This is a genomic window from Rhodococcus parequi, from assembly GCF_046042785.1.
Lineage (GTDB): Bacteria > Actinomycetota > Actinomycetes > Mycobacteriales > Mycobacteriaceae > Prescottella > Prescottella parequi.
This window is the reverse complement of sequence record NZ_JBDLNV010000004.1, coordinates 528,823-546,120: the sequence shown is the minus strand read 5'-3', so window position 1 is coordinate 546,120 and position 17,298 is coordinate 528,823. Positions and strand designations below refer to the sequence as shown.

20 protein-coding genes and 1 riboswitch are annotated in these 17,298 nt (G+C 69.6%); of the genes, 12 read left to right on the top strand and 8 right to left on the bottom strand.

Features of this window, described 5'->3' with window-relative positions; genetic code table 11:
* Window positions 1-141: 141 nt before the first annotated feature.
* Together ABEU20_RS14265 and ABEU20_RS14260 are read left to right on the top strand one after the other, a co-directional pair.
* Entirely contained in the window at window positions 142-1,818 is a 1,677-nt protein-coding gene (locus ABEU20_RS14265; RefSeq protein ID WP_420165056.1) for a class I adenylate-forming enzyme family protein, read from the top strand.
* 62 nt (window positions 1,819-1,880) lie between these two features.
* Window positions 1,881-2,639 (top strand): DsbA family oxidoreductase, encoded by a 759-nt coding sequence (locus tag ABEU20_RS14260; protein WP_420165137.1) that lies wholly within the window; start codon window positions 1,881-1,883, stop codon window positions 2,637-2,639.
* 1 nt (window position 2,640) lies between these two features.
* Here the strand turns inward: ABEU20_RS14260 and ABEU20_RS14255 are convergent, their stop codons facing one another.
* From ABEU20_RS14255 to mhuD, 3 genes are all read right to left on the bottom strand, one after another.
* Window positions 2,641-3,453: a CbtA family protein gene (locus tag ABEU20_RS14255; RefSeq protein ID WP_420165055.1), complete on the bottom strand. Its 813-nt coding sequence runs from the start codon at window positions 3,451-3,453 to the stop codon at window positions 2,641-2,643.
* On the bottom strand, window positions 3,444-3,557 hold the full coding sequence (locus ABEU20_RS24835) for a CbtB domain-containing protein (protein ID WP_456300336.1): 114 nt from the start codon (window positions 3,555-3,557) through the stop codon (window positions 3,444-3,446). Before ABEU20_RS24835 ends, ABEU20_RS14255 begins: the two co-directional genes overlap by 10 nt.
* Before the next feature lie 27 nt (window positions 3,558-3,584).
* Window positions 3,585-3,802: riboswitch (cobalamin riboswitch) on the bottom strand.
* Window positions 3,803-3,881: 79 nt separating this feature from the next.
* Entirely contained in the window at window positions 3,882-4,196 is a 315-nt protein-coding gene (mhuD, locus tag ABEU20_RS14245; protein WP_420165053.1) for a mycobilin-forming heme oxygenase MhuD, read from the bottom strand.
* A 70-nt stretch (window positions 4,197-4,266) separates the two neighbouring features.
* Here mhuD and ABEU20_RS14240 point away from each other — a divergent pair, with 70 nt between their 5' ends.
* Window positions 4,267-5,013, top strand: coding sequence for an alpha/beta fold hydrolase (locus ABEU20_RS14240; RefSeq protein ID WP_420165052.1), 747 nt, complete (start codon window positions 4,267-4,269; stop codon window positions 5,011-5,013).
* A gap of 6 nt (window positions 5,014-5,019) precedes the next feature.
* On the opposite strand, the gene ABEU20_RS14235 is transcribed toward ABEU20_RS14240, so the two are convergent.
* Complete coding sequence (locus ABEU20_RS14235; RefSeq protein ID WP_420165051.1) at window positions 5,020-5,910, bottom strand: HhH-GPD family protein; 891 nt, start codon at window positions 5,908-5,910, stop codon at window positions 5,020-5,022.
* Window positions 5,911-5,998: 88 nt separating this feature from the next.
* Between ABEU20_RS14235 and ABEU20_RS14230 the strand changes: the two genes are divergently transcribed.
* Together ABEU20_RS14230 and ABEU20_RS14225 are read left to right on the top strand one after the other, a co-directional pair.
* A complete protein-coding gene (locus ABEU20_RS14230) occupies window positions 5,999-6,625 on the top strand; it encodes a carbonic anhydrase (protein ID WP_420165050.1) in 627 nt (208 codons plus the stop codon).
* Window positions 6,626-6,804: 179 nt separating this feature from the next.
* Entirely contained in the window at window positions 6,805-7,482 is a 678-nt protein-coding gene (locus ABEU20_RS14225) for a hypothetical protein (RefSeq protein WP_420165049.1), read from the top strand.
* A 20-nt stretch (window positions 7,483-7,502) separates the two neighbouring features.
* Here ABEU20_RS14225 and disA read toward each other — a convergent pair whose 3' ends face one another.
* Window positions 7,503-8,597: a DNA integrity scanning diadenylate cyclase DisA gene (disA, locus tag ABEU20_RS14220; RefSeq protein ID WP_420165048.1), complete on the bottom strand. Its 1,095-nt coding sequence runs from the start codon at window positions 8,595-8,597 to the stop codon at window positions 7,503-7,505.
* Window positions 8,598-8,682: 85 nt separating this feature from the next.
* Between disA and ABEU20_RS14215 the strand changes: the two genes are divergently transcribed.
* A complete protein-coding gene (locus tag ABEU20_RS14215; protein ID WP_420165047.1) occupies window positions 8,683-9,243 on the top strand; it encodes a PaaI family thioesterase in 561 nt (186 codons plus the stop codon).
* Between the two features lie 3 nt (window positions 9,244-9,246).
* Here the strand turns inward: ABEU20_RS14215 and radA are convergent, their stop codons facing one another.
* Entirely contained in the window at window positions 9,247-10,635 is a 1,389-nt protein-coding gene (gene radA, locus ABEU20_RS14210) for a DNA repair protein RadA (protein WP_420165046.1), read from the bottom strand.
* A gap of 79 nt (window positions 10,636-10,714) precedes the next feature.
* A complete protein-coding gene (locus tag ABEU20_RS14205; protein WP_420165045.1) occupies window positions 10,715-11,311 on the bottom strand; it encodes a copper chaperone PCu(A)C in 597 nt (198 codons plus the stop codon).
* A gap of 297 nt (window positions 11,312-11,608) precedes the next feature.
* Here ABEU20_RS14205 and carD point away from each other — a divergent pair, with 297 nt between their 5' ends.
* Genes carD through rlmB form a run of 5 tightly spaced genes read left to right on the top strand, consistent with a single transcriptional unit; the run spans window position 11,609 to window position 15,671 of the window.
* Complete coding sequence (carD, locus tag ABEU20_RS14200; protein ID WP_107984697.1) at window positions 11,609-12,097, top strand: RNA polymerase-binding transcription factor CarD; 489 nt, start codon at window positions 11,609-11,611, stop codon at window positions 12,095-12,097.
* Window positions 12,098-12,099: 2 nt separating this feature from the next.
* The gene (gene ispD / locus ABEU20_RS14195; protein ID WP_420165044.1) at window positions 12,100-12,783 is read left to right on the top strand and encodes a 2-C-methyl-D-erythritol 4-phosphate cytidylyltransferase; all 684 of its coding nucleotides are present in this window, start codon (window positions 12,100-12,102) and stop codon (window positions 12,781-12,783) included.
* 13 nt (window positions 12,784-12,796) lie between these two features.
* Window positions 12,797-13,273 (top strand): 2-C-methyl-D-erythritol 2,4-cyclodiphosphate synthase, encoded by a 477-nt coding sequence (gene ispF / locus ABEU20_RS14190; protein WP_420165043.1) that lies wholly within the window; start codon window positions 12,797-12,799, stop codon window positions 13,271-13,273.
* 11 nt (window positions 13,274-13,284) lie between these two features.
* Window positions 13,285-14,691, top strand: a complete 1,407-nt coding sequence (gene cysS, locus ABEU20_RS14185; protein WP_420165042.1) for a cysteine--tRNA ligase — start codon at window positions 13,285-13,287, stop codon at window positions 14,689-14,691.
* Window positions 14,691-15,671, top strand: a complete 981-nt coding sequence (gene rlmB, locus ABEU20_RS14180; RefSeq protein ID WP_420165041.1) for a 23S rRNA (guanosine(2251)-2'-O)-methyltransferase RlmB — start codon at window positions 14,691-14,693, stop codon at window positions 15,669-15,671. Before cysS ends, rlmB begins: the two co-directional genes overlap by 1 nt.
* 3 nt (window positions 15,672-15,674) lie before the next feature.
* Here the strand turns inward: rlmB and ABEU20_RS14175 are convergent, their stop codons facing one another.
* The gene (locus tag ABEU20_RS14175) at window positions 15,675-16,538 is read right to left on the bottom strand and encodes a 5-oxoprolinase subunit C family protein (protein ID WP_420165040.1); all 864 of its coding nucleotides are present in this window, start codon (window positions 16,536-16,538) and stop codon (window positions 15,675-15,677) included.
* A gap of 46 nt (window positions 16,539-16,584) precedes the next feature.
* On the opposite strand from ABEU20_RS14175, the gene ABEU20_RS14170 reads away from it, so the two are divergent.
* A complete protein-coding gene (locus ABEU20_RS14170) occupies window positions 16,585-17,274 on the top strand; it encodes a ZIP family metal transporter (protein ID WP_420165039.1) in 690 nt (229 codons plus the stop codon).
* Window positions 17,275-17,298 lie beyond the last annotated feature (24 nt).

Sequence of the window (17,298 nt, the reverse complement as noted above, 5' to 3'; positions counted from 1 at the left end):
TGATTTCCGCAGGTCGTGCGCTATCGGATGGTCCGCGACTCGCGCAAGTAACTGGACCGTGATAAATCTAGTGACCTAGATCACACATTCAGTGGAGTGGCGGCTGTCGGGGACGTCGGATCGCGAGACCAGGGAGGGCACATGGGGAGCCTGAAGATTCACCCTCAGATCCGCATCGACGAGTACACCAAATCCGGTGTCTGGACCCGGGACACCGTCCAGCAGTTACTGGCAGACAGGGTGCGCGAACGCGGAACCCAGCTCGCGATCGTCGACCCCGTGGACAAGTCCGACTACGTGGACGGGGTTCCCGGCCGGATCACCTGGGCCGAGTTGGACGGCGAGGTCGACCGACTCGCGGCGTTGCTGCTGCACGCCGATGTCCGTGCCGGTGAGGTGATCGGCGTCCAGCTGCCCAACACCATCGAGCAGATCACCGTCGTTCTGGCTGCCTGGCGGATCGGGGCGATCGTGTCCCTGCTGGCCGTTCACTCGACTGAACCCGAGATCGTCGAGGTCTGCAACGAATCCTGCGTGAGCGCCTTCGTCACCGCGTCCAGGATCGGTTCCAATCACGTTGCCGAACAGGTGGTCTCGGTGCGGACGCAGATTCCGACACTGCGGACGGTGCTCTCCTACGGCGTCGGCGTACCGGACGGCGTCGTCCGGATCGGTCACGGCGTGCCGACCGCCGCGGACGCGGCCGAGGTCGCCGCGCATGTCGCCGCCACCGACGTTGCGATCGACGACTGCATCGCGATCTGCTGGACCTCCGGTACGGAGGGTCTCCCCAAGGGGGTTCCGCACGCTCACTGTGAGTCCCTCGCCCACGCGCGCGGCGTCGTCGAGGCGGCCGGTCTCACCGCCGGCGACGTCGTTCTCAATCCGTTCCCGATGACGACCGCCGCGGGGATCATCGGGACGATGCTGCCGTGGCTGTCGACCGGGTGCGTCCTGGTCCAGCACCAGCCGTTCCGGCTGGATGTGTTCCTGCGCCAGATCGCCGACGAGAAGGTCACGTACACGGCCGGACGACCGTCGATGCTCGCAGCCGTGGAACTGCGGGAGGGCGGGGCGGTCGACCTGTCCACCCTCACCCGGGTGGGGGTGGGCGCGGGACACCTGACCCCGGAGACCGTCCAGCGCTGGCGGGAGCGGCACGGCGTCGACCTGGTGAACTTCTTCGGCACCATCGAAGGGGTGAGCCTGCGGTCGGACCCGGCCGCGCGCTCGGTGGAGCGGCCGCACTCGCTGCTGTATCCGCGCTCGGGCGGAGGGTCCGTGCTGAAGTTGGTGGATCAGCAGACCGGTGCCGAGATCACCGAGCCCGGCGTACTGGGTGAGCTGCGAGTAAAGGGTCCGACGGTATTCTCCGGCTACCTCAATCCCGCCCGTGACCGTGACCCGTTCGATGCGGACGGTTTCCTGATGACCGGCGATCTGTTCGTGATCGACGGGCCCGACGACGCGTACCTGCGTTTCGTCGACCGGGCGTCGGACATCATTCGCCGCAACGGGGTGCGAATCGGGTCGGTCGATCTGGAGGCGCTGATCGCCGAGCATCCGGCGGTGTCGGACGTGGCGGTGGTCGGCTGCCCCGACGGCCGGTTGGGTGAGCAGGTGGTCGCGGTCGTGTCGTGCCTGCCGGGGGCCGCCATCAGCCTCGAGGAGATCGGGCGGTTCCTCGAGGATCGCGGTATCGATCCGGGCGAGACACCGCAGCGCCTCGTCATCGCGAAGGGGCCCGCGGGGTTGCCGAGGAGCAGCACGGGAAAGATCCTCAAGCGCGTTCTGCGACGGGAACTCGAACGGGGCTGACCGGGTCCGGCGGTGGGCGCGGAACAAGACGCGCCCACCGTGTGTTCGAATGCCTCGTGACCATCGAGAGCAATGTCGGCGCCGTGACCGCCGAGTCCGAGTCCGCCGCGCCGACCGCCCTGATCGAGGTGTGGTCGGACATCGCCTGCCCGTGGTGCTACATCGGGAAGCGCCGCTTCACGGCGGCGTTGGACCGGTTCCCGCAGCGAGACCGGGTGTCGGTGGTGTGGCGCTCGTACCAGCTCGCACCGGACACCCCGGTGGGGGCGCGACGCGGCGAGCTCGAGGCTCTCGTCGAGCACAAGGGCATGCCCGCCGACCAGGTCCGTCAGATGTTCCAGCATGTCGCCGCGACGGCGGCGGCCGACGGGCTGGCCATGGATTTCGACACGGTGATCGCCGCCAACACGTTCGACGCGCACCGTCTGCTGCATCTGGCGGGGGAGCGGCGGGACGCGTTGCTGGAGGCGCTGTTCCGCGCCCACTTCTCTGACGGGAAGGTGATCGACGACCGCGCCGACCTGGTCGAGGTCGCGGCGAGCGTCGGGATGGACGCCGACGAGGTGGCCGCGGCGCTCGACGGCGATGCCGGCGCGGACCTGGTGCGGGCCGATCTCGCGGCGGCCGGACAGCTCGGGGTGTCGGGCGTGCCCTTCTTCGTCGCGAACCGCCGCCTGGCGGTGTCGGGCGCGCAGCCGCAGGACGTCTTCACGGAGTTGCTGCGTCGGGCACTCGAGGACGCCGACGCCGAAGGCATGGATGCGGGTGCAGCCCCCGGCGGGGATGCCGAGGGCTGCACCGACGATTCGTGCGCGGTCTGAGCTAGCGGATCGCCCGCCGCCCAGCACGTTCGGTGAGGAACGCGAACGCCAGTCCCAGTGCCAGCCAGAGTGCTGCCTGGGTGGCGAGCGACGAGATACGGAACTGCCACAGCAGCGTGGCGGGGAAGTCTTCACCGACCTCGTCGATGCCGGGCAGCGCGAGGTAGCCGACGGTGACCACCGCGAGGAACGCGGCAACCTGTCCGATGACACGGGTCGTCACCAGGCCCTGATCCCGCAGCGCACGCCCGGCGTAGACGGCCGCTGCAACGGCGAGCAGGCCGAGGAGCACCGAGGCGAGCCACAGCAGGGTCCGCTCGTTGATGGTGTCCGGGTCGCCCACCGCCGGTGGGTTGGCGGGGTACTTGAAGAACGGTACGGCTTCGATTGCGAGCCAACCGCATCCAGCCACCACGATGGCGAGGGGGGTACCCGCCATCGTGGTGAACCGGCGTGCGTAGTGCACGACTACCGCGAAGATCGCCCCCAGCGCCAGCCCGGCGAGACCGGTGGCGAGGAACAATCCCACGCGTTGACCGGTACGGCTGACAAGGGCGTCGTCGCCGTGTGAATGACCCTCCGGCTCCGTCGATTCCGTCTCGTGGCCGTGTGGGGCGGTCTCGCCCGCAGCGTGATCCGACTCGACCGGGGCGGCAGCGGACTCCTCGATCTCGATCGCGGCCTGTACGTGCGGCTCGCCGAGCGCGAATGCGACGACGCCGCCCAGCAGGCCGGCGATCAGGCCGGCCAGCAGTCCGCGGAGAAGGAGGGTCCTGAGGCTGTCGGTGACGGGCGTCAGTGTGTTCAGTGGCACGGCAGGCCCAGCAGGTGTCGGCCGTCGTGCATCAATTCGTGCATGTACATGCCGCTGCGGGAGATTGCGCCCTGGTCGAACCCGACCAGGTAGAGCGCGAGCATGGCGAGCAGTACTACTGCTGCCGCGATGAGTGCGACAGTGGCCGAATCGGCCGACTTGTCGGGTGAATAGGCGATTGCCATCGGTGCCTCCTGGGGATTACGCGTCCCGCTAGGTCCATGCGATGGCCGGGGTGTCTGGCTTTCGAGGGCGGACCCTCGATCACAGTGGCGCGACCGCTCCGGAATGGCACCGGATTACCGTCTTCCATCGCTCTGTCGAGCGAACTTTGGCACCCCGCAGGTCACGGTGTCAATCGGAGGACCGACACCGTGACCGTTATGTCCGTTATCGACGCTGTCTGCGTCCGAACCGAGTGTGGTGGGTCAGGATTCGGACTTCGCCGCCACGTCGAGGACCACCTCGAACTCGAGCAGCGAGGCCCCCGTCGCGACGGGCTTCGCGCGCTCGCCGGCATGGGCCTCGCGGGCCGGGCCGTTCGCCCACGCCTGGAACGCCTCGTCCGACTCCCACTGCGTCACCACGAAATAGCGGGCCTCGCCCTTGGTCGGACGCAGGAGCTGGAACCCGAGAAAGCCGGGGGAGTTCTCGACCGCGTGGGCGCGGTTCGCGAACCGCTTCTCCAGTTCGGGGCCGGCGCCCTCCGGGACCTCGATTGCGTTGATCTTCACGACTGCCATGCCCGCGAGGGTACTCCGGGCGGGCGCATGTCAGTCCCCGGACGGCGGACGTTCGGCTACCGTCGATCCCGTGTTGCACGACGAGGGTGGGACGGGGCGGCCGATACTGCTCCTGCACGGGTTGATGGGCAGTTCGCGGACGTGGTCGCGGCATGTTCCGTGGCTGCGCGAGCACGGCCACGTGTACACGTTCGACGCGGCCGGGCACGGGCGTCCGATCGACGGCGAGCCGACGACGGAGTTGTTCGTCGACGACCTCGCCGCGGCGCTCGGTGATCTCGACGGAATGGACGAGCCTCTCACCGTGATCGGGCATTCGATGGGCGCGCTGCACGCGTGGTGTTTCGCTGCCGCACACCCCGATCGGATTCGCGCCCTGGTCATCGAGGACATGGCACCGGATTTCCGTGGTCGCACCGCACAGGATTGGGCGGCAATGGTTTCTGCGTGGCCGCAGCCGTTCCCGACCGAGGAGTCGGTGCTCGAGTACTTCGGTGAGGTCGCGGGCCGCTACTTCCTCGACTCGTTCGACCGGCGCCCCGACGGCTGGTATCTGCACGGCACCGTCGAGACGTTCCGGGACATCTCGGAGGAGTGGGGCACCCGCGACTTCTGGGCGCAGTGGGACGCGGTCCGGGCGCCCGCCCTGCTGATCGAGGGCGAGTTCACGATCACCCCCGAGGGGCAGATGCGCCGGATGCTCGAGGGCCACGACGCCCGGTACGTGTGGGTGGCACAGGCAGGTCATCTCGTCCACGACGACCAGCCCGAACGGTTCCGGGCCGCGGTCGAGGAATTCCTCGCCTCGCTCGGCTGACAGCGGTCAGCGACCGCCCTCGCCGGCCAGCGCGAACAGTCCGTCCTCGGTCTGTTCGATCAGACCGTCGACCAGCAGTGAATCCAGGGCCCGGTCGCGCTGTCCCGGGTCGCTGAGCCACACCAGGTCGAGTAGTGCACGCTCGACCGGGCCGCTGCTGCCCCGGAGTACGTCCATCAGCTTCCCGCGGACCTGGCGATCGGTGCCCGCGAACTTCTGCACCTTTCTGGGCTCGCCGGTGTACGCGGGACGTCCCGCCTCCACCCAGGCGCACCGCGGCAGCGGGCAACCGCCGCAGTCGGGAGTGCGGGCGGTGCAGATGGTCGCGCCGAGTTCCATCAGTGCGGCGGAGAATCGGGCGGCGCGCTCACGAGTGCGGGGCAGCAGTGCGTCGACGTCGGCCATGTCGCGCTTGGCCGACGGGTTACCCTGATCCGCCCGGCCGTGAACGGCGCGGGCGACGACGCGTCGAACATTGGTGTCCACCACGGGAACCCGCTGCCCGTACGCGAAGCACGCGACCGCGCGGGCGGTGTAGTCGCCGATGCCGGGGAGGCTCAACAGAACGTCGACGTCGGTCGGCACCACGTCGCCGTGCGCGCTCGCGAGCACGCCCGCGCACTCGTGCAGGCGCAGTGCCCGCCGCGGGTAGCCGAGCTTGCCCCACGCGCGCAGGACGTCGGCCTGGCTCGACGCCGCCATCAGCGACGGCACCGGCCAGCGGCGCACCCACTCCTCCCAGATCGGGGCGACGCGGACCACCGGCGTCTGCTGCAGCATGATCTCGCTCATGAGGATGTGCCAGGCGGTGACGCCGTCGCGGCGCCAGGGCAGATCCCGCGCCTGTTCGTCGTACCACCGCAGCAGCGCCGCACTGTCCACCGAGGCCGAAGACACCGAAACTCTCACCCTTCTCCGTTGACTATCGAGCTTTCGTCGTCGGTCCAACCGAGACGGCAGACGGCGGAGGGTGCACAATTGCCTCATGCCCAATTCCAACCCGATCTCCGCTTGGAAAGCCCTCAAGCAGGGTAACGAGCGTTTCGTCAGCGGTACCCCGCTGCATCCGAGCCAGGGTATTGCCGACCGTGCGAAGTTGGTCGACGCCCAGCATCCGACCGCGGTGATCTTCGGCTGCGGCGACTCCCGTGTCGCCGCCGAGATCATCTTCGACCAGGGCCTCGGCGACACGTTCGTCGTCCGCACCGCCGGTCATGTGATCGACAGCGCGGTTCTCGGCTCGATCGAGTACGCCGTCGCGGTCCTCGACGTTCCGCTGATCGTCGTGTTCGGCCACGACAGCTGCGGCGCCGTGAAGGCCTCCCTCGACGCCCTCGACACCGGCGCCATTCCCGCCGGCTTCATCCGCGACGTCGTCGAGCGTGTCTCGCCGTCGATCCTGATGGGCCGCCGCGAGGGCCTGACCACGGTCGACGAGCTCGAGGGCCGCCACGTCGTGGAGACCGGGTCGCTGCTGATGCAGCGGTCGCGGATCATCTCCGAGGCCGTCGAGGCCGGCAAGTGCGCCATCGTCGGTGTCACGTACAAGCTCGCGGAGGGCGACATCAAGCTGCAGAGCGTCGTCGGCGACGTCGGCGAGACCGTCGACTGACATTTCCGTCGAAACAACCCCGGAGTGGTTCGTCCGCTCCGGGGTTGTCTGCGTCGGGCCCTCGGCACGGCCCCGGTACGGCAGCCGGAACCTCCTAATACACGGTCCGGCAGCGTCGGTGGAGCGACACGCCGGGGCTGCTGAGGCGGGGACCGGGCGGGGGCAATTACGGTTGACTCGTGCTTGAACCGAACGGACCGTTGCCCCCGGAGATCTACTGGCGTCGGCGGGCGCTCGCCATCGGCGCCGCCGTCGTGGTGCTCGCGCTGATCGTCTGGATCGTCCTGTCCATCGGTGGTGGGGACGACGACTCCGAGTCGACCGCTGCCGCGGCCACGTCCGAGCTGACGGAATCGAGCGAGCCGCCGGCGACGTCGGAATCCGCGGACCCGTCGGAAACCTCGAACGCCGGTTCGTCCTCCACGACGACGTCGGCGAGCAGTACCACGGCGGCCAACCCGTCCAAGGATTGCGCCGACCAGTCGCTCGCGCTCAAGGTGACACCGGATCAGCCGCAGTACAAGGCGGGCGAGGAGCCCGGCTTCACGATCGCCATCACGAACATCGGCACCAACGCGTGCGAGCGCGACCTCGGGTCGGGCCTGCAGCAGGTGCTCGTGTACTCGCTCGACGGCGCGAACCGCCTGTGGTCCAACGTCGACTGCTTCCCGTCCTCGGAGCCGGAGGTCCGGACGCTGGAGCCGGGCGGGCAGGCACGGTTCACCGTCAAGTGGTCGGCGAAGACGTCGGCGCCAGGTTGTACGGCGCCGCGTGAGGCGGTCGCCCCCGGCGGATACACCGTGGTGGGGCAGCTGGGCTCGCTGAAGAGCAGCCCCGAGCCGTTCAACATCGCGTGAACTGACGGCGGCCGGTCGAACTAGTCGTACGGACCGTTGATCGACGCCTCCGCGAGCCGCGACAGGCCCTCCCGGATGTGCCGGGCCCACAGACCGCCGATGCCGTCCACCGACTGCAGGTCCGCGGCGGTCGCCGCCAGTAGTCCCTGCAGCGTCCCGAACGAGCTCACGAGGCGATGAATCTGCATGAACTGCAGGCGCGGTACCCGGGTGAGTACGCGGTAACCGCGGGGGCTCATGGGCGCGTCGAGGGCCTCGATCGTGCCGGGATACCCGAACGCCCGGGCGAGGGTGGTGAGGTCGAGCAGGTCCACGTCGGTGAGCTTGTCGAGTGCGGCCAGCGTGCTGTCCACCGCCGTCGTGGACGCAGGCTCGCTGCCGGCCAGATAGTCGCGGACCATGAGCTGCCGGACGGCGTCGTTGTCGCCGACCAGTTCCTCGAGCTGCAGCGCGAGCTGTCGGCCGTCGGTGCCGAGTTCGAGGACGTCCTGCTCGATTTCGACCGAGACGCGGCGCACCATCTCGAGCCGCTGGACCACCGTCAGCGCGTCCCGCAGTGTCACGAAGTCCTCGATCTCGACCACCGACAGCTGCCGGGTGACCTCGTCGAGCCGGGACTTGTACCGCTCGAGGGTCGCGACGGCCTGGTTGGCGCGCGACAGGATCGTCTCCGACGCGTTGATGACGTGCCGGATCCCGCCGACGTACACGCTGACGATGCTCATCGACTGGCTCACCGACACCACCGGATATCCGGTCTGGATCGCGGTGCGCTCGGCGGCACGGTGCCGGGTCCCGGACTCGACGGTGGGGATCCGGTGGTCCGGAACCAGTTGCACGTTGGCGCGCAGGATGCGGGTGCCGTCGGTGGACAGCACGACGGCGCCGTCCATCTTCGACAGCTCCCGCAGGCGGGTGGGAACGAAGTCGACGTCGAGTTCGAAGCCGCCGTCGCACAGCTCCTCGACCTCGTCGTCGTACCCGAGCACGATCAGCGCGCCGGTGCGTCCCCGCAGGATCCGCTCGAGGCCGTCCCGCAGGGCGGTGCCGGGAGCGAGGCGGGCGAGGGTCTCGCGCGTGTCGCGCGGGGCCGTCGACGCCGGCACATCGTTCATCGCGATTCCCCCCTGGTGCGGTCGACGTCACATCTTGCCGTGCCGCATTCGGGCCGCGGTCGGGCCGCATCTACATTACCTAGTTGTGAGCAGTACTTGGACCTTGCCCGATGACCTCGTTCTTCCGGAGGTGCCGGACTGGTACCCCGCTCCCGGGGAACCCCTCCCGCAGCACTGGTCCAAGTGCTTCGGCTGCGGCGACGATCAGCCCGCCGGTATGGCGATGAGCTTCCAGGCCGGTGAGGAGCTGGCCGTCACGGGCCGACTCGAGGTGGCCAACCGCTACCAGGGTGGCCCGGGCGTGATCCACGGCGGCATCCTGTCGACCGCGTTCGACGAGGTTCAGGGCATGGCGTGCATGGTGCTCGGCGGCCCGGTCGTCACGGCGCACCTCGAGATCGACTTCGCCCGGCCCATCCCGCTCAGCTCGATCCTCGAGTTCCGCGCACGTATCGAGGGCACCGTCCGCCGCAAGGCCTACACGACGTCCGAGGCGTTCATCGTCGAGGGACCGGGAGCCGATCCGAACACCCCTGTCGCGACGTCGCGGGGCCTGTTCCTGACCGTCAACCCGGAGCACTTCGCGCCCACCGCGGCCTTCGTCGACGGCGAACCGTCGTCGCCGTTCGGTACGTCCGCGGTCTGACGCTCAGCGAAGACTCAACGCCCGCAAGGCATCTCCGACGTTCGCGACCTCGATCGCGCGCAGGCCCTTGGGGAGATCGCCGGAGTCGACCGGTACCACCGCGCGCGTGAACCCCAGGCGCGCGGCCTCGGCGACCCGACGGGCAACGCCGCTGACCCGGCGGACCTCACCGGCCAGGCCGACCTCGCCCAGCACGACGGTGCCGGCGGGGATCGGCCGGTCCTTGCTGCCCGACGCCACCGCGATCGCGAGCGCGAGGTCGCACGCCGGATCCGTCATCCGCATACCGCCGACCGTCGCGGCGTAGACCTCCTTGTCGGACAGTTTGATCGAGTGCCGTCGCTCGAGGACGGCCAGCACCATCGACACGCGCGCCGAGTCGAGCCCACTCACCGCCCGTCGCGGAGACGGATTCTGGGTGGGCGCCACGAGCGCCTGCACCTCGCCGAGCAGGGGCCGTTTGCCGTCCATCGTGACGGTGACGGCGGTGCCGGGCACCTCGTCCAGCCGGTGGTGCAGGAACAGGCCGGACGGGTCGCTGACGCCGACGATGCCGTCCTCGCGCAGCTCGAAGCAGCCCACCTCGTCGGCCGCACCGAACCGGTTCTTGATGCCGCGGATCATGCGCAGGGTGGAGTGCTTGTCGCCCTCGAAGTGCAGCACGACGTCGACGAGGTGCTCGAGCGACCGCGGACCGGCGACCGCGCCGTCCTTGGTGACGTGGCCGATGAGCAGCACCGGCACGCCGCTGGCCTTCGCGAGCGACGTCAGTGCGCTGGTGATCGCGCGTACCTGGGTGACGCCACCGACGACGCCGTCGACATCGGCCGCGAGCATGGTCTGCACCGAGTCGACGATCAGGAGCGTCGGGCGGACCTGTTCGACGTGACCGAGGACCGTCGCGAGATCGGACTCGGCGGCGAGATACACCCGTTCGTGCACGGCACCGGTGCGGTCCGCACGCAGGCGCACCTGTCCGGCCGACTCCTCGCCGGTGACGTAGAGCGCACGGTCGTCGGCGCTGCGGGTGGCCCACCGGTGCACGACCTCGAGCAGCAGCGTCGACTTGCCGACTCCCGGTTCACCGGCGAGCAGCACCACCGACCCGGGCACGACACCGCCGCCGAGCACGCGGTCGAGTTCGTCGACCCCGGTCGCCTTGGCCCGGGTCGTCCTGCCGTCGATCTGTGTGATGGGTGTCGCGGGGGTGGACGGGAGCAGCGCGGCCGCGCCGGCCCGGGCCAGCGAGGCTCCGGGGCGGGACGCCACCGCGGCGAGGACCGGGGCCTCGTCCATCGAGCCCCACGTTCCGCACTCCGGGCAGCGGCCGACCCACTTGGCCACCGTGTGCTGGCACGACGAACACCTGAAGCTGGATTTGGGTTTGGCCACCCGCGAATCCTAGTGGCTGCCACAGACAGAAAGGCCCGGGCGACAGTGTCGCCCGGGCCTTTCCGTCACGTGCGGGGGATCAGTGACCCTCGGCCACGTCGGGGGACTTCTCCGACTCGTGGCGCTCGGTCGTCGGGCCGGCGTCGACCGGAACCTGGACGACGATGTCGCCGGCGTTCTCGAACGTGAAGATGACCGGGAAGGTCAGGCCGGGGCGGACGCCCTCACGGATGTCCTCGAGGGTGACGTCGATCAGGCTGACGTGCTCGGGGGCCTGTTCGGGCACCGAGACGTCCGGGTTGCCCGCACCGAGGGCCGACTGCGGCTTGACCTCGCGGGTGCCGTCCTTCTCGTCGATCTTCACCGAGCCGGCGAAGTCCGTCTTGATGTCCTTCAGGCGGTCCGACTTCGACTCGCTGAGGTTGACGGCGGTGAAAGCGAGCTGGGCGTCGCCACCGGGCTCGATGCTGAACTCCTCGGAGTTCGGGTAGACCACGTGCACGTTGCGCAGCGCGATGTCGCCGCTCGTGGCCTGGTTGCCGTTGATGGCGGCGACCTGGGTCGCGGTCTGCGAGATCTGACCCGCCCCGCACGCGGACAGCATGAGCGTCGCGCCGGCGGCGAGGGCGACGGCCGCCATGACTCGGCGAGTCGGCGACGCAGTGAGAGCAGTCACGGGTTGTCCTCCATGGGTCAGGTTCACAATCCACTAGGCAGAGTAGTAGTCAGCCTCGAGGCGCCGCACGCTGGGTACTCGTTACGAGGTCGTATCGGGCGCGCAACGGTTGGCGGAGTACAGGATCGGGCGTCCGCGGGGGTCCCCGGGAGGGGTCTCCGGAGGGGGTCGAAATGCACGGTTGGAGCACTCTGTCAAGCCCTAAGATCAGGTAACGATGCCCCTGACCTGCGTCGTTGATGGGACGATCGTTTGGTCACGTGTTAAACTCGGAAGATCGAAAGGGGCACGGGACAGATGATTTTCAAGGTCGGAGACACCGTCGTATACCCCCATCACGGAGCGGCGTTGATCGAGGCGATCGAAACCCGCACCATCAAGGGTGAACAGAAGGAATACCTCGTTCTCAAGGTCGCGCAGGGTGATCTCACCGTCCGCGTTCCCGCGGACAACGCCGAGTACGTCGGTGTGCGTGACGTGGTCGGCCAGGAGGGTCTCGACAAGGTGTTCCAGGTGCTTCGTGCGCCGCACACCGAAGAGCCGACGAACTGGTCTCGCCGTTACAAGGCGAACCTGGAGAAGCTGGCTTCGGGTGATGTGAACAAGGTCGCCGAGGTCGTGCGTGACCTGTGGCGGCGCGAGCAGGATCGCGGCCTGTCCGCCGGCGAGAAGCGGATGCTGGCCAAGGCTCGTCAGATCCTCGTGGGTGAGCTCGCCCTGGCGGAAGGCACCGACGCCGCCAAGGCAGACATCATCCTCGACGAGGTTCTGGCCGCAGCGTCCTGACAGTGAGTGGCAACGAGGGACCGGTCGTCGCGCTGGTCCCTGCAGCCGGGCGCGGAGTCCGGCTGGGTGAGCCCGTTCCGAAGGCGTTCGTCGAGCTCGGCGGGCGCAGCATGCTGCGCCGTGCCGTCGACGGGCTCCTCGGTTCGGGCGTCGTCGACACCGTCGTGGTGATCGTGCCGGACGCGCTCGTCGAGGCCGCCCGAGCAGACCTGCCAGACGGGGTTCTCGTGGTCGTCGGCGGTGAGGAGCGCGCGGATTCGGTCCGTGCGGGTCTGGCCGCGGCGCCCGACGCCGCCCTGGTGCTGGTGCACGACGCCGCGCGGGCGTTGACCCCGCCGTCGCTGATCGCGCGCGTGGTCGCGGAATTGCAGGCCGGACGCACCGCTGTGGTGCCGGTACTGCCTGTCAGCGACACCATCAAGACCGTCGACGTGCTCGGCACCGTGACGGGTACCCCGCCGCGTTCGGAGTTGCGGGCGGTGCAGACCCCGCAGGGCTTCGACGCCGACCTGCTGCGTCGTGCATACCGGGACGTCAACGGCGATGCGACCGACGACGCGGGCCTCGTCGAGCGGCTGGGCGAACAGGTCCGCACCATCGTCGGCGAACCCGAGGCATTCAAGATCACGACACCGTGGGACCTCGCGCTGGCCCGGGTACTGCTCGGGCAGGCCGGTCCCGAGTAAGGAGCTCGAGAGCGTGCGAGTCGGAATCGGCACCGATGTCCATCCGATCGAGGTGGGCCGTCCGTGCTGGATGGCCGGGCTGCTGTTCGAGGACGCCGACGGCTGCGCCGGGCACTCGGACGGCGACGTCGCCGCCCACGCGCTGTGCGATGCACTGCTGTCGGCGGCGGGCCTGGGCGATCTCGGTTCGGTGTTCGGTACCGGTCGACCCGAGTGGGACGGGGTGTCCGGCGTGCGAATGCTCACAGAAGTCCGGCGTCTGCTCGGCGACGCCGGCTACTCCGTCGGCAACGCATCGGTCCAGGTGATCGGCAACCGGCCGAAGATCGGTCCACGGCGCGAGGAGGCCCAGCGGGTCCTCGGCGACGTCCTCGGCGCACCGGTCTCGGTATCGGCGACGACCACCGACGGCCTCGGGCTCACCGGTCGCGGTGAGGGCATTGCCGCGGTGGCGACCGCGCTGATCATCCCCGCTGATAGCGCCCGGTAGAATCGCTCGTCGTGACCCTGCGCCTATACGACACCGTGACACGGGCTCCGCGTGACTTCGTCCCGCTGACCCCCGGACATGCCTCGGTGTACCTGTGTGGCGCCACCGTCCAGGGCGAACCCCACATCGGCCACGTCCGCAGCGGCGTCGCCTTCGACGTGCTGCGCCGCTGGCTGCTCGCGCACGACTACGACGTCGCGTTCGTGCGGAACGTCACCGACATCGACGACAAGATCCTCAACAAGGCCGCCGAGGCAGGCCGCCCGTGGTGGGAGTGGGCCGCGACGTTCGAGCGTTCGTTCGACTGGGCGTACCGGCAGCTCGGTGTGCTGCCACCGTCGGTGGAACCGCGCGCGACCGGGCACGTCACGCAGATGGTCGAGATGATGCAGCGGCTCATCGACAACGGGCACGCGTACGCGTCCGGCGGCGACGTCTACTTCGACGTCCGCAGTTTCCCCGAGTACGGCCGGCTGTCCGGGCACAAGCTCGACGACGTCCACCAGGGCGAGAGTGCCGGTGCGGGCAAACGGGATCCGCGGGACTTCACCTTGTGGAAGGCCGCGAAGCCGGGCGAGCCGTCGTGGCCCACGCCGTGGGGTCCGGGCCGGCCGGGATGGCATCTCGAGTGCTCCGCGATGGCGGTGTTCTACCTCGGGCAGGCGTTCGATATCCATTGCGGCGGACTGGATCTCGTCTTCCCTCATCACGAGAACGAGATCGCGCAGGCCAAGTGCGCGGGCGACGACTTCGCGCAGTACTGGCTGCACAACGGCTGGGTCACCAAGTCGGGCGAGAAGATGTCGAAGTCGCTCGGCAACGTGCTGTCGGTGCCGAACGTGCTCAAAATCGTTCGCCCGCAGGAACTTCGGTACTACCTCGGCAGTGCCCACTACCGGTCGATGCTCGAGTACTCCGAGGAGGCGCTGCAGGAGGCCGCCGCGGGGTACCGGCGTTGCGAGTCGTTCGTGCAGCGGACGGTCGAACGGGCCGGCGACGTCCAGGTCGGCAAGTGGACCGAGGAGTTCGCGGCCGCGCTCGACGACGACCTGAACGTGCCGGCGGCGCTTGCGGAGATCCACGGCCGGGTGCGTGAGGGCAACATCGCGCTCGAGTCCGGCGATGCGGACGGGGCGCGGGCGCTCGCGGGACAGGTCCGCGCGATGCTGGGGATCCTGGGCGTCGATCCGCTGAACGAGCAGTGGACCGCCGCATCGGACGACACGGCCGCCATGGGCGCGCTCGATGTGCTCGTGCAGGCCGAACTCGACCGGCGCCAGCAGGCGCGGGCCGACAAGAACTGGGCGGTGGCCGACGAGGTCCGCGACCGGTTGGCCGCGGCGGGCGTCGAGGTCACGGACACCGCGAACGGGGCCGCGTGGGCCCTCAAGCAAGCTTCTAACGAATCGGGACAGTGATGGCTGGAAATTCGAGCAGGCGCGGCGCGATCCGCAAGGACGGCACCAAGAAGGGGCAGGTCAGCGGGTCCGGTGGCAAGCACCGCCGGGGACTCGAGGGCCGTGGCGCCACTCCTCCCGCGGAGGCGCGCACCAAGCACCCCGCCGCGAAGCGCGCCCGGGCCGCGGCGAAGGCCGCCCAGCAGCGCCCCACCGGTCGCCCCGGCGGCGGTCGTGTGCCGGCCGGCCGTAAAGCCGAGGACGGTCCCGAGATGGTGCTGGGCCGCAACCCGGTCGTCGAGTGCCTGCGCGCGGGCGTGCCCGCGACGGCGCTGTACGTCGCGGTGGGGGCGGAGTCCGATGACCGGCTCAAGGAGGCGGTGCAGCGGGCTGCGGACGAGGGCATCTCGATCCTCGAGGTTCCGCGCACCGACCTGGACCGCATGAGCGCCAACGGGCTGCACCAGGGCATCGGCCTGCAGGTGCCGCCGTACAAGTACGCGCATCCGGACGATCTGTTGACCGCGGCCCGTACCCGCCAGGAGCCGGCGCTGCTGGTGGCGCTCGACAACATCACCGATCCGCGCAATCTCGGCGCCGTGGTGCGGTCGGTGGCGGCTTTCGGGGGCCACGGCGTGGTGATCCCGCAGCGTCGTAGCGCCAGCGTCTCGGCCGTCGCCTGGCGCACCAGCGCCGGTGCCGCGGCTCGTCTGCCCGTCGCGCGCGCGACCAATCTGACTCGTACGCTCAAGGATTGGCAGGCGAAGGGTGTTCAGGTTGTCGGCCTCGACGCGGGCGGCGACACCACCCTCGACAACTACGAGGGCACCGGCCCCGTCGTGATCGTCGTCGGCTCCGAGGGCAAGGGCCTCTCGCGCCTGGTCCGCGAGACGTGCGATTCGATCCTCAGCATCCCGATGTCCGGTGAGGTGGAGTCGCTCAACGCGTCCGTCGCCGCGGGCGTCGTGCTCTCCGAGATCGCGCGTCAGCGCCGAGGCTGATCGTCAGATCACCTTCCGGAATCTGATCCGACATCCCGGTCGCAGCTGAGCTGCGGCCGGGATGTCGTCTTCCAGGACGACGGCGATCACCGGGTACCCGCCGGTCACCGGGTGGTCGGCGAGGAACAGCACGGGCATGCCGTTCGGCGGTACCTGCAGGGCCCCGGTGACCATGCCTTCGCTCGGCAACTCGCCGTGGCGGCTGCGGTGTAGCGGGCCTGCTCCGTCCAGGCGGGCGCCGACGCGGTCGGTGTCGGTGCTCACTGTCCACGTCCGTTCCACGAGCGCGGCGTGCGAGGCCGGCGTGAACCAGTCGTCGCGCGGTCCCATCCGCACCCGGAGTTCGACGGGATCATTCGGCGCGGGCGGGGGCGGGATGAGGTCCTCTGCGGGCAGGTCGGCACACAGATCGCCGACGGGCAGCCGGTCCCCGTCACGGATCGGGTCGGGGCCGATCCCCGACAGCGTGTCGGTCGCGCGGCTGCCCAGAACGGGGGGAACGTCGATGCCGCCGCGGACCGCGAGGTAGGCGCGCAGTCCCGTCGTCGCGACGCCGAGCACGATCTCGTCACCGTCGCGGAGGTGGAGCGTCGAGTACCGCGGTCGCGGTTCGCCGTTCACGGTGAGCGGCATCGTCGCACCCGTGACGGCGATGGTGGCGGCGCCGTGCACGCGTGCCCGCAGTCCGCCGAGCGTCACCTCGAGCGTCGCGGCGGCGGCGATGTTGCCGACGAGACGGTTCGCACCGTCGTGGGCGACGACGTCGGCGGCACCGGAGGTCCCGACACCGAGCGCGGCGTGGCCTGGACGTCCGCGGTCCTGGACGGTGGTGCGTGCGCCGGCGCGCAGGACTTCGAGCCATGCCATGCGTCGATTGTCGCCCATCGGCGGCGGCGCTCATTACGATCGATCGATGCTGACAGCTGCACTGTACGGTCTGGGAACGGCACTGCCGTTGTTGTTCGGTGCGTGGGTGGGGCTGCGCTACAACCTGCCCCGGCCACTGTTGGCCGCGCTCATGGCATTCGGTGCGGGCACGATGGTGGCGGCGGTGTCGTCGGAACTGTTCGCGCCCGCGTTCGCCATCGAGGGTGTGTGGGTCGCGGGGACGGCCCTGCTGGCGGGCGCCCTGGTGTACGTGGTGGCCGATCATCTGGTCGAGAACAAACTGGGGCCTGCGGCACTCGGGTGGGCATTGATGCTCGGCGCGCTGCTCGACGGCATCCCCGAGAACACCGCGTTGGGTGTCTCGCTCATGGAGGGCGGGGGAGTGGTGTTGCTGGTGGCGGTCGCGGTCGGCAACGTCCCCGAGTCGGTCGCGGGCGCGGCGTCGATGCGCAAGCAGCCCGGGTTCAACTCCCGGCGGGCGTTCGGGGTGTGGGCGATCACCGCGGTCGTCCTCGTGCTGGTGGTGATCGGAGCGAATGCCATCTCCGACAACATCTCCGACGGCGACATCGCCGTCATCCAGGCCTTCGCCGGTGGCGCCACCATCGCGGTGCTCGCCGATTCGCTCATGCCCGAGGCCTACCGGGAGGGCGGCTGGTGGGTGGGGCTGTCCACCGCGCTCGGCTTCCTCGTCGCCTTCGCGCTCGGCGCCTGACTCGCGTTTTGCGCACTTATCGCG

What these genes read in the sequence shown, in the direction of transcription:
- ABEU20_RS14170 (WP_420165039.1), top strand. Translation starts at nt 16,585, where the DNA reads ATGCTGACAGCTGCACTGTACGGTCTGGGAACGGCACTGCCGTTGTTG.
- mhuD (WP_420165053.1), bottom strand. Translation starts at nt 4,196, where the DNA reads ATGGCAGTCGTGAAGATCAACGCAATCGAGGTCCCGGAGGGCGCCGGC.
- ABEU20_RS14175 (WP_420165040.1), bottom strand. Translation starts at nt 16,538, where the DNA reads ATGGCATGGCTCGAAGTCCTGCGCGCCGGCGCACGCACCACCGTCCAG.
- disA (WP_420165048.1), bottom strand. Translation starts at nt 8,597, where the DNA reads ATGAACGATGTGCCGGCGTCGACGGCCCCGCGCGACACGCGCGAGACC.
- carD (WP_107984697.1), top strand. Translation starts at nt 11,609, where the DNA reads ATGATTTTCAAGGTCGGAGACACCGTCGTATACCCCCATCACGGAGCG.
- ABEU20_RS24835 (WP_456300336.1), bottom strand. Translation starts at nt 3,557, where the DNA reads ATGCTCGCGCTCTACCTGGTCGGGTTCGACCAGGGCGCAATCTCCCGC.
- ABEU20_RS14265 (WP_420165056.1), top strand. Translation starts at nt 142, where the DNA reads ATGGGGAGCCTGAAGATTCACCCTCAGATCCGCATCGACGAGTACACC.
- ABEU20_RS14230 (WP_420165050.1), top strand. Translation starts at nt 5,999, where the DNA reads ATGCCCAATTCCAACCCGATCTCCGCTTGGAAAGCCCTCAAGCAGGGT.
- rlmB (WP_420165041.1), top strand. Translation starts at nt 14,691, where the DNA reads ATGGCTGGAAATTCGAGCAGGCGCGGCGCGATCCGCAAGGACGGCACC.